Below are 15,914 nucleotides of genomic sequence, written 5' to 3' on the forward strand. Positions count from 1 at the left end.
TAAGAATATTTTAGGAGTTAAGAAAAATTAAGCCTTTGCAAGCAAAGTGAAGCAATTTATTTTCCTTACATCAACTTAACTTCTTAAATGAATCTTAATGGTTAACTCTTATTTTATCTCTCAGAAACGATTTCATTAAACAAATGAATCAAATCTTCGTTGGCTTCTTGCCCGTTGTTTTTAGATTTAAAATATTCTTGAAATAAGGTTTGAATATCTTGGCTAAGATTAATTTCGGAGGAAATATTTTCGTCTATCTCCTGATTTTTAACTTTCGGAATTAAATACACAATTCCCTCATGTGATTGATAAAGCAACTTTCTTTCCTCCGCTTTCAGATAGGTTTCGCTTTCCAAGGTAAGTTCTACCAGAGTATTTTGATTTTCATTGAGCCATTCTACCGCGTTTTCTACCGATTGGAAGGTTTTTCTTACCAATGCTTTTCCTTTTTGTAAAGCTATTTTTTCATAAGAAACGGGTTGGTTGGGTGTTGCTTCAATAATGGAAACATATTTCGTTTGCCCTGCTTCGCTGAAGCTATAACATAGAGGTGATGATGCGTAAACAACAGGTTTTTCTTCAGTTCCGATATTTTTAAAACCATGAAGATGTCCTAAAGCCGTATATTGAATTTGCTCCGGAATAATATCTGAAAAAACCAAGTCTGCATTTCCTATTTTGATGGGCTTTTCGCCTTCGGGTTCGTCTAAAAGAGGAGCTCCTTTTTTATTCATGTACAAATGCGTCATGAGGAAATTTACTCCTTTTTCGTCACAGAAATCGTTGGCATTTTTTTGCCAGTTTTCAGCTAAAGTTTTGTTGAGTTCTGCTTCTTTTTCTTCGCCAAAATATTCTTTCAAACGAATTTCATTAGCATAAGGTGTATGAAGCAAACGAATAGGAAACGGAAGATTTTTCATTTCCAATTCTAAGAAACCGGCTGCAGATCTAGAGATTTTAAAATCGTCCAGTTCAAAAGGAGCGATTTCAGCATTGGGATAGCCAATCAGAATGATGCCGCATTCTCTCGCCAAAGGGTCGGGCGCATCAATAAAACTTGGAGAATCGTGGTTTCCCGAAATAGCAATTACAGGACGTTTCCCATTGCGAGAAAGCCTTTTTAATGTTTTATAAAAAAGTTCTACAGCTTCTGTAGAAGGGTTGAAATTATCAAACAAATCTCCGGCAACTAAAACCAAATCTACCTGTTGCGCATCGGCAATTTCGATGATTTCGTTCATCACCAAAATCTGTTCTTCCAGTCTGGAGAAACGGTCGAGGCGTTTTCCTAAATGCCAATCGGCGGTGTGAAGGATTTTCATAAAGAATTAAACTTTGTCTTGTGGGATATAGGTAATCTTTTGCGATTTCATATTTCAAATGTAAGGAAGTAAAAAGGGAAAGTAAAATTTCCGAATGAAAATCTTATTCTCTATTTTTGGAAAAAACTAATATTATGAAAAATATTTTTGCAGTACTCTTTGTTTTACTTATCAGTTTAGTAAACGCTCAGAATGTTGAAAAGCTTGCTCAGGAAGTTAAAGAAGAGGGTGTTGCTTTATATCGAAGTGAAATGGCAAGTTGGTACGGAACAGACGTGTTTTTGGAGAATTATAAAAATAGAGAAAATATTGGAGGGTATTTTTCTTATATAGATGAAAATGTGCCGAAATGCATTTTTTTTTCTAAAGAATCTAAAGTAATTGGCACGATTGCATTCCCTGCAAACTATTATCCGAAAGATGCAAAAATAGATTTAGAAGAAAGAGATTTTACGGAAACCGAGAAAGAATATTTTACCATTAGGCAAAATGCAATGCAGAGAATTCAAAATGATACCATCTTTAAAATGTATCAAAATACTAGTTTTAATGTAGTGCCGCTTATTAAGAATAAAGTAAAAAAAGTATATGTACTTACTGCTCCTTCTGTAAATAATCTGGTAATATTCGGAAATGATTATTTAATAAGCTTTGATAATAGAAACGAAGTGGAAAATGTTGAACGTCTTCATAAAAGTTTAATAGTTCAGAAAATGCACGATGAAGAAGTGGGGAAAACGGTAGGAGGTTCTCATTCACATGTTTTAGAAAATTGGCAGACTATTACCCCAACAGATATTTGTACATTAATGCTTTATCAAAAATTTACCAATTGGGAAGGGTATACTACCATTTCAAAAAAATATGTAAGTATTTGGAATTCTAATGATAATCTTGCGATTATGAAAACCGAAAATTATCAGAAAATTCAAGAAAATTTAGAAGAGGGTAAAACGAAAGCCGAAAAAAAGAAAAAGTGATTTTTGCTTTTAGTTTCTAAATGCCAATCGGCGGTGTGAAGGATTTTCATGATTGTTTTGCTTCCTCTTCTTGTTGTTGAGCCAATAATTTAGCTTTGGTATTTTCGCGCATTTCTTTCAATCGATTTTTTCTTTTCAGTTCGGCTTCTTGGGCTTTCTTTTTTTTGTTATCGATTTTTTTCTTGTGCAATTTTCTGTTGGCGTCGGTGTTTCTGCTCATCTCAATTAGGTTTAGCGGTATATTTAATGTTTGCAATTTGATGAAGTAAAAATAAGGAAGAAAATGGGGAACAGGAAATTTTTCCTGCTTTCACTTTTGAGTATTTGAAGCTAAAAGTCTGTTTAATTTAAAACAAGAGTGTTTGTGCTTTCCAAAAAAATCATTTTATTACAAACAGGGTTGTTTGTCCTTTCCTGAAAACTCATTTTATTACAAACAAGGGTGTTTGTCCTTTCCGAGAAATTTATTTTATTTAAAACAGGGGTGTTTGTAATCTTCTGCAATTTTTTTTTATTAAAAACGGAGGTGTTTGTAATACAATAGAGTTGTAAGATTAAACCTAACGGGTTTCAAAAAACCGTTAGGTTTAGAGTTAGGTATTTGGTTCAGAAAATAATAGAAACGAAATCAATATCTTTACAGCATCATGGAACAACAATCTAAAGACCCACTTCACGGGAAAAGACTCGACGCTATTTTGGAAGAGTTGGTTGCGTATTATCAAGGTTTTGAAAAACTGGGCGAACAAATTAACATTCGATGCTTTACGGATAATCCGAGTATTAATTCGTCTCTAAAATTCCTTAGAAAAACACCTTGGGCGAGAGCAAAGGTAGAGAGTTTGTATCTTTTTGTCTTGAGACAGAAAAAACGTGAGGAGAAGAATAGGGAAGAGTAGGGTTGTACTGGAAGGCAAACTGTACGAAGTTTTTTTTACTAATTGCAAAAGGCTTTATGCTTGTTGCTGTAATTAATTTTAATAATTAATACTGTTTAGAAGATAGTACAAGAACAAGATTGTTATTAAAAGTTACAAAGAATTTAAACTCAATCATTCCGAACAATCATTTCAAAAAGACTATATTTGCCGGAATTAATCGTGAAAAAAACACGAAAAAAATCAAAATTATGACAATCGATAACAATCATGTGGTAGCTGTAAAGTACATTCTTCACACTATCGAAGAAGATGGATCTAAGATCCTAGTGGAAGAAACAACAGCAGAAAACCCACTTACATTTTTATATGGTGTAGGAATGATGATTCCTAAGTTTGAGCAAAATATCTTGGGTTTACAAGCAGGTGATACTGCGGCTTTCGTGATTCAACCAGAAGAAGCTTACGGTGAAAGACACCCAGATTCTATCGCTCAATTGCCTTTAGAAATGTTCAACGAAGCTGGAATTCCTCCAATCGGAGCAATTTTACCTTTAACAGATAACCAAGGAAACAACTTCCAAGCGTTTGTAGTAGAGGTTACTCCTGAAGTTGTGGTAGCAGATTTGAACCACCCAATGGCTGGAAAGAGTTTAGATTTCCAAGTTGAAATTCTAAACACTCGTCCTGCAACTGAGGAAGAATTATCTCACGGTCATGCTCACGGTATCGACGGAACAGAGGCTCACTAAGAGAAATATTTAGATACAATATAATGAATGCTCAACTGAAAGGTTGGGCATTTGTTTTTTATTATGACATATTTAACCAGATAAGTCACAAAAGAATTGATTGTATTTAAAGTTTACATGATTGCCTGTAAGAAGTTCAAAAAAGGGTTGATGTTATTTTTTATCTGTGAAAATCTGTGTAATCTGTGGGAGGTTTTAAGCACATGAGTCACATGAGTTCTTAGTTTAATGGTTTGAGCATATTTTAGAACACATGAGTTTAAAAATCTTTGATTTTTTCTCTGCTGTGTTCTAAAATATTTTCAAGTCAAGAAATATCTTTGTGACTGATGTGTTAAAAGTTTTTGTGAGTAAATAAACTTATTATAAAAACTCACCCGTCACATAAAACCAACGATTCTGTATCTGTTTAAATTGCGACAATTCGTGATGAAGCTGCTCTTTTCCGTTTTCGTCTGTGTAGAAAGCTTTAAACTCTACCTTGTTCATCGAAGGTTTACTTACGATTTCAAGTTTTGTCCAGTGGTTGATTTCTCCCCACTCTTGTAACTCTGCGGTGTTGTGAAGATGCCTTTTGCTGGGAGAAGTCGTTGCCATTAAATATTTCCCATTCGGAATGGCGAAAGCGGAAAACCGAGAGCGCATTAAAGCTTCTGCGGTAGGCGCATTTTTTTCTCCTGTATGATAAGGTTTACAGCATTCCTCATAGGTTTTTCCAGAGCAGCAAGGGCAATTCATTGATTGAAATTTTTTTTAAGATTTTTGAAACACAAAGGTACACGAATATTTTTTCTCCATTAGCACGATGTTTTTTATCAATAGGAACGGGCTTTAGCCCGTTCAATAAAAGACAAATTCGAAATTGGCTTTAGCCAAAATTAATTTCCCGCAGATTACACAGATTATCACATATTTTTATTAACTGTAAAGCGCAATTATCTGTGCAATCTGTGGGAGTTTTTTTACCGCAAATCGAAGATTCGACGAAGTCAAAAGTCACAAAAGAATTGATTGTGTTTTAAGTTTACATGATTGCGTGTAAAAAGTTCAAAAAAGGTTTGAGAATATTTTTTATCTGCAAAAATCTATGAGATTTGTGGGAAATAAAAAAAGCATTCATTTTTGAATGCTTTTCTAGAATTTATTTAATAAAACCTCTGTTTCTCAACAACGGTTTGATGTCTGGGTCGTGACCCGTAAAATCTCTGAATGCCTGATTCAAATCTACAGAGTTTCCTACAGAAAGAATGTATTTTCTGAAACGGTCCCCATTTTCTCTGGTTAATCCGCCATTGCTTTTAATCCATTCCCAAGCGTCGTTATCTAAAGTTTCAGACCATAAATAAGCGTAATATCCTGCAGAATAACCACCTCCCCAAACGTGCGCAAAGTAAGGTGTGTGATATCTTGGCGGAACAGTCGCTAAAGTGAAACCGTGTTTTGCCAACGATTGTTTTTCAAAATCTAGAACAGGGAGCAATTGGTTGGCGTTGGTTACGGTATGCCAATCCATATCCAAAGCTGCTGCAGAAACCAATTCAGTCGTCATATAACCTTGGTTAAAGGTGGCTGCTTTTTTTATTTTATCAACCAAAGACTGTGGAATAGGCTGTTTTGTTTCGTAATGTAAAGCGTAGTTTTTCAAAACGATAGGGTCTAAAGCCCAATGTTCATTAATTTGTGAAGGGAATTCTACAAAATCTCTCGGTACATTCGTTCCAGAAAGGGAAGGGTATTTCTGACTTGCAAACATCCCGTGAATAGAATGCCCAAATTCGTGGAAAATAGTTGTTACATCATCAAAACTGATTAAAGATGGTTTTCCAGGAGCTGGTTTTTGATAGTTGTAGCAGTTTACAATCACAGGTTTTGTTCCCATCAAATAAGACTGTTCTACATAATTGCTCATCCAAGCGCCACCACTTTTAGAATCTCTGGTGTAGAAATCTAAGTAGTAAATGGCAATAGATTTTCCGTTGTGGTCAAAAACTTCATACGTTACCACATCTGGATGATATACGGGAAGGTCTGTTCTTTTTTTGAACGTTAATCCGTAGAATTTTTCAGCAGCAAAGAAAACTCCTTTTTCTAAAACGGTTGTGATTTCGAAGTAAGGTTTAATCTCACTTTCATCCAAGTCGTATTTTGCTTTTCTTACCTGTTCTGCGTAGAAATTCCAATCCCAAGGTTCTAGTTTGAAACCACCTTTTTGCTGGTCAATCAAATCTTGAATATCTTTTGCTTCACGTCTTGCTGTTTCTACAGCAGGCGTTGCAATTTGGTTCATCAACTTTGTCGCGGCTTCTGGCGTTTTTGCCATTTGGTCTTGCAGTTTCCATTCTGCAAAGCTTTTTTTGCCTAAAGTTTGTGCTTTTTTAAGTCTTAAAGAAGCCAATTTTTCAATGGTTTCTCTAGTGTCGTTTCCATCTCCTTTTTCGGCTCTCATCCATGATGCTTTGAAGAGTTTTTCTCTCGTTGCTCTGTTTTTAAGGTTTTGTAAAAGAGGTTGTTGAGTAGTATTTTGTAAGGCTAAAAGATATTGTCCTTCTTTTCCTGCATTTTTAGCATCACTTGCAGCAGCAGCAATTTCGTCTGCAGAAAGTCCGTCTAATTCTTTGGCATCATTAAAGAAAACTCCACCTTGCTTTCTTGCTTCCAATAATTTGTTGGAATATTGAGTAGAAAGTGAAGCCAATTCTTGATTAATTTGCTTCAGTTTTTCTTTATCAGCAGCAGAAAGATTGGCTCCTGCGATTTCAAAATTTTGTTTGTAATACTGTAAAAGTCTTTTGCTTTCGGAGTCTAAACCTTTGTCTGAAATAGCTTTAATTCTGTTGTAAAGATTTTCATTCAGATACATTTTGTCTGAATGTGCCGCAAAAATAGGAGCATATTCTTCGTCTAAAGCCTGCAAAGTAGGATTGGTATTTGCACTCGTAAGATTTGAAAACGTAATGAGTGCTCTTTTCAGAATTTCACCACTTTTTTCTAATGCAACGATAGTGTTGTCGAAAGTTGGAGCTTCGGTATTGTTGGCAATTTTTAGAATTTCGGCGTCGTGTTGTTGCAAGCCAAAATCGAATGCGGGTTTGAAGTGTTCGTCTTTAATTTTATCAAACTCCGGAGCTTCATATTGGAGTTTACTTTTCTTCATGAAAGGGTTTGAAGCTAAAGATTCGGGTACAGAAATTTCCGTCTGAGTATCGGTTTTCTTCATGGTAGTACAAGATTGATTAAATGCCAAAACAGAAACTAACAATACTGATGAAATATTTTTCATATTTTAGTTGTTATTAAAGGTATAAAGATATTAAAAACTAAAATTACAAATATTAAAACATGAAATCTACTACAATTTTACTTTTAGCAGGGTTAATTACACTTTCATCTTGCAATGAACATAAGAATAAAGAAGAAAAAACATCGTGGCTTCGTGACGCAACGAATGAAAATAAAGGTCCCGAAGAACAAAAAACGGTAACCGGCGATTTTGATGAAATTACGGTTTCTCAGGCTATTAAAGCGGAAGTTATAAAGTCTGATGTGGAAAAAGTTGTAATCTATGCTCCTAAAAATATTATTGATGAAGTTTTGGTGGATAACAGTGGCGGTTCGCTTCATATTCATTACAAAAGCGGCTTTCATGTGAATGGTTTTAAAGACGTAAGAGCCAAAATTTATACTAAAGATTTTTCAAAATTATCTGCAGACTCTTCTGCAAGCATTGATGTTAAAGATAAATTTACGCAAGATAAAACTGATGTTGAAGTTTCAAGCGCTGCTGAGATTTCTGGTCATTTGGAAGCGAATGATTTGGGCATTGATGTAAGCAGCAGTGGTAATTTTAAAGGTCAAATTTGGGCAGTAAATTTGAATGTAGATGTATCTTCTGGTTCGGAAGTAAATATTTCTGGAAAAGCAGAGAAAGGAAACTTTAGTGCTTCGTCTGGTGCCAGTGCAAATGCTAAAGATGTTATCGTAAAAAATTTGGTTGCTGAAGCTTCAAGTGGAGCAGGGGTTTCTGTAAGTGCTTCTCAATCGATAGATGCAGATTCATCTTCTGGTGGCAGCGTTGATGTTTACAAAAAAGGAAATGTAACATCTATAAATATCGAAGAAAATAGTGGCGGAAGTGTGAGTGTAAAATAATTTAGGACCTAAATTTTTCCTCCATCGGATTGTTTTTAAGGTGTTTCTAATATTGTTTGAAGCAAAGAATTTGGATGTATTTACAAGAATGAAGTGACTGTTAAGTATTTGTTTAATTTTTGTAACTTGTTGTAATTGAAGTGTTTTGTGATTTTGTTGTGTCGTTTTTCTAGAAATTTAAAAGATAAACAGTTTTAATATTGATTTAATAAAAATAGCTTAGTAGGGTTAATTTATTTTTAAAATAATAGACCTTAAAATGAAAAAACTTCTACTATGGTGTATGGTGTTTCTATCAATAGGAATAACCGCACAAACAACAATTACAATTGGAGCGGGAGCTACTACAGGTTCATCCAGCTTCTCTTACGATCCGATCTCAAGATCAACAAGTACCACGAATGTTCACTACAGTAAATCAATACAGTTATTAACTGCATCAGATTTATCTACAGTTCCGGTAGGAGCTTTGATCAATAAGATTGCTTACTACAAAACAACGATGTATAATGTTTCAGGATCTAATTCTTGGACTTTAAATGTTTATCTAAAAAATTCGAATACCACCGCTTTGGCAGCTGGAAGTACATGGAATACCATGAAAACTGGGGCTACTCTTTTCTTTACCGAAAATATTACAAGTTCTTCATCTGCACTTCTTCCATCGGTAGGATGGGTTAATTTAGCTAATAACTCAGGAAATACATTTAGCTACGCAGGTGGTGCCATAGAAGTTTATATTGAATGGGCTCCTACAGCAGGTGTTCCTTTAGTGTCTCCTTTTACGACGGGTAATTTTTATTGGAAATACGATTCAACTCCAACAACTCAAGCTATGGGAACTACTTCTAGTAGTGTTATTGCAGATGGTTATAGTGCATGGAGCTATTCTAGCAGAAGATATCAAACGCAGCTTACCTATACAGCAACTGCATGTACTGGTGTATCTCCGGGAAATACTTTATCATCTGTTACTCCTTCTTGTCCTGGGCCTTACGCAACTATTCTTAGTTTGCAGAATAGTAATTTGGGAACTGGTGCAACTTACCAATGGTTTAAAAATGGAGCTCCCGTTTCAGGGGCGACCAACCCAATTTTTTATGAAACCGTAACAGCTGCAGATACTTATTTCTGTGCTGTAACATGTTCTGGATCTACCCAAAATTCGAATTCAATAGTTGTTGCTGCTCCTTTACCTGCGGTAACTGCTTTTTCAGAAAATTTTGATTCTTATACCGCGTCATCATTAACACATCCAGATTGCTGGTATAAAGTCGGCACGGGTGGTTCTGCTTATATTAATGCTTCGTATTCTAGTACTACTGTAAACTCATTATTAATATACTCAGGATCTGCTACTAATTTGGGTGTTGAAAGAATGACAAATGTTTCCAACCTTGGAGCGGGAACACACCGTTTTAGATTTAAAATGAGAACCAATTCAACGGGTACAGGAACAACAATTCATTTAGGGTATTTGGTGGATCCTACTGATGTTAATAGTTTTGTTAGTTTGGGCTCTGTTGTAAACTTATCTGGTTCTGTTACAGGTTTTCAAGAATATATTATAGTGCCGCCTGCGGGAACATATTCTCAATATATTGCTTTAAAGCATGCAGGAGATGTTGGATCTTCAATTTTTATAGATGATGTTTTCTGGGAGCCAATTCCTAGTTGTTCAGAACCTACAGCACCAGTGGTTACTAATGCAAGTAGCAATAGCTTAACAGTATCGTGGACGCCTGCTTCGTTTACGCCTTCGGCTGGATACGAGATTTATTATAGTACAAACACAACGGCGCCGACTTCTACAACAACACCTCAGGTTACAGGGATTAGTGGAAGCAGTACTTCAGGAGTTATTCCGGGACTTTTACCGGGAACAGTATACAATATATGGGTAAGATCAAGCTGTGGAACTTCTGGTGTTAGCGTTTGGACTGCTATGACAACTGGTAAAACAATGTGCAGCTCAGTAACATCTTTTACAGAAAATTTTGATTCATATACTGCTGGATCAACCGTTCATCCTACATGTTGGGCTAAAGTAGGAACTGGTGGTACAAGTTATGTTTACAACAATACATCAAATCCTTCTTCAGCGCCTAATTGCCTATATTTTTCTAGTTCATCTCCAACGGCTCAGGCTGTAGAACAATTAATGCCTGTTTCAAACTTAGGAGCAGGTACACACAGACTTAGGTTTAAAATGAGAGGAAGCTCTACTCTTACAGGAACGGTGGTAGAATTGGGTTATCTTACAAATCCTTTAAACCCTTCTACATTTGTTTCTTTAGGAAATGTTACTAATACTTCAACGTCGGTTACGGGACCTCAAGAATACTATATTGTTCCGCCAGTAGGTACTTATACTGATTATATTGCAATAAGAAATACGGGTGCAAATACGGCTGTACTTTTAATAGATGATATATTGTGGGAGCAGTTACCGTCTTGCATGGAACCAACTGGTATCGCAACAAATACTGTAACATCTTCATCAGCAAATATCACTTGGACACCACCTCTTACAGTTCCGGCAAATGGATATCAAATTTATGTAAGTACATCGTCAACACCTCCTGTAAGTAATTCTACTCCTACACACACAGGTGTTACAGGAACAGCTTTTACAATTCCTAATTTGATGCCTGCATCTGCTTATTTTGTATGGATGAGGTCTGTATGTTCGTCCACAGAAACAAGTGCATGGTCACAAGTACCATTTGTTCTATTTACACTTTGCCAACCTCCTGCTATATTATCTACAACAGGCGCTACAGTATGTGCTAATAATACAGCAACTTTATCTGCTACAGCTGAAAGTGGAGCAACAATTAAATGGTATGATGCTTCTTCTAATGGAAATGTATTAAATACTGGTACAACGTATACTACGCCAGTATTAACTAGTACTACAGATTATTGGGTATCTGCATCTCTATCCACAATTGGTAGTATGGGGAAACCAATGCCAGAATCAACAACGGGAAATACGGGGCTTTCAGATGTGGGGCTTATGTTTGATGTTTATAAAGAGATGGTTATTAATTCTGTAGATGTTTATCCTTACTCAGCAAGTTCTAATTCGGGGACCATTACAATTGCTGTTAAGAATGCAGCAGGAATTACTATTAATTCTACTACTGCTAATGTAATTGTTAATACAACAGGATTGCTTAATACAGTTCCTCTAAACTTTACAATTGCTCCAGGTGTAGGATATAGATTGGTAGTTACCGCAGGAACGGGATTAAGTTATTTATTGCGAGAGTCAGGAACAAACTTTTCTTTCCCTTATACTCTTACAGGATTGGGTAGTGTAACGTCTTCATATTCAGTAGGAGTTAATAGTACAAACTACTTCTATTTTTATAATTGGAAAGTTTCTTCAACTTGCGAGTCTGCAAGACAGCAAGTGACAGCAACTGTAAGTTGTTTAGGTACCGCGGAGGCTTCTCTTAAAGAAAATTTGGTAGTATATCCAAATCCGTTTACAGATATAGTAAATATTTCGAACGCTGAAAATGTGAACAATGTTTGGGTAACGGATATTTCAGGAAGATTGGTGAAAACAATTCCTAATCCCACTTCTACACTACATTTCGGAGACCTTAAACAAGGGGCATATTTGTTTATTTTAGAGTTGAAAGATGGTTCTAAGAAAACAATTAAAGCGATCAAAAAATAAGCATAAGTTTTAATTATAAACCGGTAAGTCAATTAGATTTGCCGGTTTTTTTATGCGTTAAATCTTAATTTTCTTTTGTAATAATTATGTTTTCGAATGAAATTATTGTTCAAGAAAATCATTTTTTATATCACAAAGAATAATACTCTTGCTTCTATTACAATTTGGAAACCTCACATTATAAATATTCCTTACGCAATTACAAAAATGCTGTACGCAATTGCAGATATAGCATCCGCCATTGTAAATATGTGACCCGCTATTATAAATATAGCACCCGCAATTATAAATATATGACCCGCAATTGCAAATATTGCTCCCGCCATTATAAATATAACACCCGCCGTTATAAATATAGCACCCGCCACTGTAAATATAGCATCCGCCATTGTAAATATGTGACCCGCCATTATAGATATAGCATCCGCCAATATAAATATTGCTCCCGCAATTGCAAAAATAGGTATTGCCAATATCGATATTATATCAGCTCTTAGAAATTAGAGATTAATTTTAGATTAAAGAATAGAGTTTGAAGAAAGAAAAAAGCTTTTAAGGTAATTTATTTATCAGCATTCTCCTCGTCTTCGTTAGAGTCTGCTTCCCAATCATTATTGTTAAAATTTAAACTGTCGAAATTCAGTAAATCTTCCTCCCGTTGAAGGATTTCTTTTGTAGTAAAAAGATGGATTTCATCTTCAGGATCAGATTTTGCCAATTTCCGAATAGACGCTTTATCAATGGCCATAAATCTCTTGCCCATTCTTCTCGCTGCATATTTTCTCATTCCGCTTTCGTTAAGCACGTCTACAGCCATATCTACAGCGGTTCCGAGGGTTTCTCTGTAAATATTATCTATCCCAGTATTAAGGTAATTGTATGCGTCAATTCTATTCTTAGCGCGTACAAAAATCTTTACATTTGGATAGTTTTCGCGTACTAAATCTGCGATAAATTTATTATCACTCGGTTCGTCCAAACACAGAAGTAATATTTCTGCTTCTTCAATCCCTGCAGCTCGTAAAATGGGGATTCTTGTAGCATCACCATAATGTACTTTAAAACCATAGCTTCTTAAAAGTTTTACACGATCTGCATCCCTATCCAAAATGGTGGCGCTTATTTTGTTTGCCTTCAAAAGTCTTCCAACTGTGCTTCCAAAGTGCCCAAAACCTACAAGAATAATTTTTTTCTGACTCACATTGGTATCTAATATATGGTAGTCGGTTTCGTCTTCCGAAGTTTTTTTCATCAATTTGGGCGAGATGATATAATCGTTAATGATGAGCAAAATTGGGGTAATGCACATGGTAATTGCGGTAACTGCCATAAGTTGTGCATTAAGTTTGTGATCGAAAAGATAAAGGCTGGTTCCGAAATTAATTAAAACAAAAGCAAATTCTCCTACCTGCGAAAGTGCAAATGCATAGAAAAGGTTTTGTCTAAGTTCAATTTTAAAAATTTTCCCTATCGAGAATAAAACTAAAAATTTTACAATGAGCACCGCTATTACCGTTGTAAAAATAAAAATAGGATCTTGTTGTATCACTCCAAAGTTGATTGTAGAGCCTACACTTACAAAAAAAACAGCCAAAAGAAGTCCTTTAAAAGGATCAATTTGCGCCTCTAGCTCATGGCGAAATTCACTATTCGCCAACATTACTCCCGCAATAAAAGCGCCTAAAGCTGGTGAAATGCCGATAGAAACCATTAATTCTGAAACTCCAATCACCAAAAATAGTGAAGAAGCTGTAAGTAATTCTGCCATTCCGGATTTTGAAACGTATCGTAAAAATGGGACAAAAACATATCTTCCTAATAAAATCAGAAGAATCACACCGAAAATTACCGTTCCCGCTTGAAGCCATTCGGGAAGAGTTTGGATGAGGTTTTGGATTTCGTTATCCTGATGTCTGCTTTTATAATTCGCAATAATCGGCAACAATGCTAAAATAGGGATCACCGCAATATCCTGAAAAAGTAAAGTAGAAAAAGAGGCTTCGCCAGCAACAGTTTTTAGGTAGTCTTTTTCTTGTAAAGTTTGTAAAACAATTGCAGTGGAAGACAGTGCGAAGCACATCGCAATGGCGATAGACCGATCCAATTTCCAGCCGGCCAAAGCAAAAATAGAAAAGAGAAGTACAATTGTTAACGCCATTTGGGTAAGACCAAGCCCTACAATTTTCTTTCGCATTTCCCAGAATTTTCTGGGTTCAAGTTCAAGACCAATCAAGAAAAGGAGCATAATAACACCAAATTCGCTCACATGCATAATGCCTTTTACGTCTTTTCCGGTAAGTTTGAGAACGTAAGGACCGATTAAAATTCCTCCTAAAATATAGCCAATTACCGAACTAAAACCCAATTTCCTAGCCAGTGGAACCATGATAATAGCTACACCTAAAAAAAGCAAAGTATTGATGGCGATACTCGTTTCCATTTATTGTTCTAATAGTTCTGCAAACTCTTGTTTGTGAAGAATAATTTCTTTTTTTGAAAGTTTATTGGCTTCGTAAACTACTTTTATGTGTTTTATATTAACATTAAAAACATTGAGCGATACAATTAATCCGCTAATAAGTTCTTCAATAGTGTATTTATAAGTTCCTGCTTTGGTGAAGGAGTGCTCTTTTCCACCGGTTGTTACCACGATAAAGACATCTTTTCCTTCCAACGGGTTTTCTACTCCTTCTTTAAGCCATTCGCGGTCGAAAACTTCATCAATCCAAAGTCGTAGAAGAGGAGGGAGCCCAAACCAAATAATAGGAAATTGAAAAATAATTCTTTCATAGTTTTTCAATCTTTTTCGCTCACGAAAAGCGGCAATGTGGAAATCCGGATACTCTTCGTAAAGGTCACGAAGCGTAAAATGCTGATGTCGCACGTAGAAATTAATAAGCTCAACATTAGAGTTTGAGTGTTCCAAATAGGGATGCGCAAAAACTACCAATGTATTTTTCATAAAAGCCTGTTTTCAGTAAATATAATGAAATTATGTGAAAATTTACATTGTAATTTAAATGGATATATGATTTTTAAGAAGAAATTGACAAATATTCTACTTTATTTGTGATTAAGTGTTAAAAAAATAGCAGTAACTTATTTTTTAGAAGAAAGTACTAATAATGCGCCATTCCATACTCTATGTGGGAAGAGTTCTTGTGCTTTTTCTTTATTTAAAATATTAATTGATTGAGTTAGATTCTGGTCAATAATTAACTCTTTAGAAAAGGTTTTCTTAATTTGTCCGTCAGCAATTATTAAATCAACTGATTCGAAGTTATATTTTACTTTTAAAGACTCTAAGAGTTTTTCCCCACTTATTAGTTTAAGATTTTTTTTAAAGTTAATCTGTACAATTTTTTTTGATTCATTTACAGTTGTTGATTTAATTTTTTCGGGGCTAATGAATAAATTATTGATATCAATAAACTGATGATTAACGATTGTTTTATACCTTTCTTTTTGCAAAGAATTGATTTTTTCGGTGTTAAATTGTATCTTATTTACAGTGCAAGAGTTAACAAAAAACGAAAAGATTGAAAAGTAAAATAAAAGTTTTTTCATATAAATTTTATCTAAAAGTTTGCAAATCTTCAATACACTTTTCCCTAATTTTCCAGATTTCTTCAAGGTTGTATTTTGTATTTTGCGAAGTCCATTTTGCTAAAAAATCTTTATGGATTTTTACTTTTTTGGTATTAATTTCATCAAACTCAATTTCTGTTTCAAAAAGAATTGAATCACTAAAATCTAAATATTTTGCTTTAGGTTTGGTAAAATCAAAGTAAGAATCTTCAATTTTTAAATAATTATGAGCCTCCGGAATGTAGCTTAAATCGTACTTTTTCAACGTTTCAGAAATTGATGGAGCATATATTTTATCCATTTTAAAAATTCCAAGCATTAATTTGAAATCTTTTTGATGGTTTTCTAAAGCTAATTTTCTTAAAACAGCATGTTTGGTACTGCAAGTTCCTGCATGTTCTTCAAAAACGCACCAAATATTGGTTTTGTCTTTGTTTCTACGGTAAGAAAGATGAGCTATGAAATGTGCTGCAGATTCAAAATCATAAATATTCAATTTCTGAAAATACTCAGAAACGATGCCGTTGTTTTCAATTTTAAAATTTTTCAAAGGA

14 protein-coding genes are annotated in these 15,914 nt (G+C 34.8%); 5 read left to right on the top strand and 9 right to left on the bottom strand.

The window, feature by feature from the left end:
- Positions 1-113 precede the first annotated feature (113 nt).
- Positions 114-1,322 (bottom strand): metallophosphoesterase family protein, encoded by a 1,209-nt coding sequence (locus tag AC2A1D_RS11770; RefSeq protein WP_484043839.1) that lies wholly within the window; start codon positions 1,320-1,322, stop codon positions 114-116.
- A gap of 134 nt (positions 1,323-1,456) precedes the next feature.
- Here AC2A1D_RS11770 and AC2A1D_RS11775 point away from each other — a divergent pair, with 134 nt between their 5' ends.
- Positions 1,457-2,302, top strand: coding sequence for a hypothetical protein (locus tag AC2A1D_RS11775; RefSeq protein WP_484043840.1), 846 nt, complete (start codon positions 1,457-1,459; stop codon positions 2,300-2,302).
- A 46-nt stretch (positions 2,303-2,348) separates the two neighbouring features.
- Here AC2A1D_RS11775 and AC2A1D_RS11780 read toward each other — a convergent pair whose 3' ends face one another.
- On the bottom strand, positions 2,349-2,522 hold the full coding sequence (locus tag AC2A1D_RS11780) for a hypothetical protein (RefSeq protein ID WP_484043841.1): 174 nt from the start codon (positions 2,520-2,522) through the stop codon (positions 2,349-2,351).
- A gap of 427 nt (positions 2,523-2,949) precedes the next feature.
- On the opposite strand from AC2A1D_RS11780, the gene AC2A1D_RS11785 reads away from it, so the two are divergent.
- Entirely contained in the window at positions 2,950-3,201 is a 252-nt protein-coding gene (locus tag AC2A1D_RS11785) for a VF530 family protein (protein WP_484043842.1), read from the top strand.
- Positions 3,202-3,431: 230 nt separating this feature from the next.
- Positions 3,432-3,932 (top strand): FKBP-type peptidyl-prolyl cis-trans isomerase, encoded by a 501-nt coding sequence (locus tag AC2A1D_RS11790; protein WP_484043843.1) that lies wholly within the window; start codon positions 3,432-3,434, stop codon positions 3,930-3,932.
- A gap of 363 nt (positions 3,933-4,295) precedes the next feature.
- Here AC2A1D_RS11790 and AC2A1D_RS11795 read toward each other — a convergent pair whose 3' ends face one another.
- Together AC2A1D_RS11795 and AC2A1D_RS11800 are read right to left on the bottom strand one after the other, a co-directional pair.
- The gene (locus AC2A1D_RS11795; protein WP_484043844.1) at positions 4,296-4,670 is read right to left on the bottom strand and encodes a YchJ family protein; all 375 of its coding nucleotides are present in this window, start codon (positions 4,668-4,670) and stop codon (positions 4,296-4,298) included.
- Positions 4,671-5,073: 403 nt separating this feature from the next.
- Positions 5,074-7,212, bottom strand: coding sequence for a M3 family metallopeptidase (locus tag AC2A1D_RS11800; protein WP_484043845.1), 2,139 nt, complete (start codon positions 7,210-7,212; stop codon positions 5,074-5,076).
- Between the two features lie 59 nt (positions 7,213-7,271).
- On the opposite strand from AC2A1D_RS11800, the gene AC2A1D_RS11805 reads away from it, so the two are divergent.
- Positions 7,272-8,081 (top strand): head GIN domain-containing protein, encoded by an 810-nt coding sequence (locus tag AC2A1D_RS11805; RefSeq protein WP_484043846.1) that lies wholly within the window; start codon positions 7,272-7,274, stop codon positions 8,079-8,081.
- A 259-nt stretch (positions 8,082-8,340) separates the two neighbouring features.
- Positions 8,341-11,772, top strand: coding sequence for a fibronectin type III domain-containing protein (locus AC2A1D_RS11810; RefSeq protein ID WP_484043847.1), 3,432 nt, complete (start codon positions 8,341-8,343; stop codon positions 11,770-11,772).
- Between the two features lie 191 nt (positions 11,773-11,963).
- On the opposite strand, the gene AC2A1D_RS11815 is transcribed toward AC2A1D_RS11810, so the two are convergent.
- From AC2A1D_RS11815 to AC2A1D_RS11835, 5 genes are all read right to left on the bottom strand, one after another.
- Complete coding sequence (locus AC2A1D_RS11815) at positions 11,964-12,245, bottom strand: hypothetical protein (RefSeq protein WP_484043848.1); 282 nt, start codon at positions 12,243-12,245, stop codon at positions 11,964-11,966.
- Positions 12,246-12,334: 89 nt separating this feature from the next.
- Complete coding sequence (locus AC2A1D_RS11820; protein WP_484043849.1) at positions 12,335-14,212, bottom strand: monovalent cation:proton antiporter-2 (CPA2) family protein; 1,878 nt, start codon at positions 14,210-14,212, stop codon at positions 12,335-12,337.
- Complete coding sequence (locus AC2A1D_RS11825) at positions 14,213-14,734, bottom strand: NAD(P)H-dependent oxidoreductase (RefSeq protein ID WP_484043850.1); 522 nt, start codon at positions 14,732-14,734, stop codon at positions 14,213-14,215.
- A 137-nt stretch (positions 14,735-14,871) separates the two neighbouring features.
- Complete coding sequence (locus AC2A1D_RS11830; RefSeq protein ID WP_484043851.1) at positions 14,872-15,339, bottom strand: hypothetical protein; 468 nt, start codon at positions 15,337-15,339, stop codon at positions 14,872-14,874.
- 7 nt (positions 15,340-15,346) lie between these two features.
- Positions 15,347-15,910, bottom strand: coding sequence for a hypothetical protein (locus tag AC2A1D_RS11835; RefSeq protein ID WP_484043852.1), 564 nt, complete (start codon positions 15,908-15,910; stop codon positions 15,347-15,349).
- Positions 15,911-15,914: the final 4 nt, after the last annotated feature.

Source organism: Chryseobacterium sp. HNCC26DJ239 (assembly GCF_057180445.1).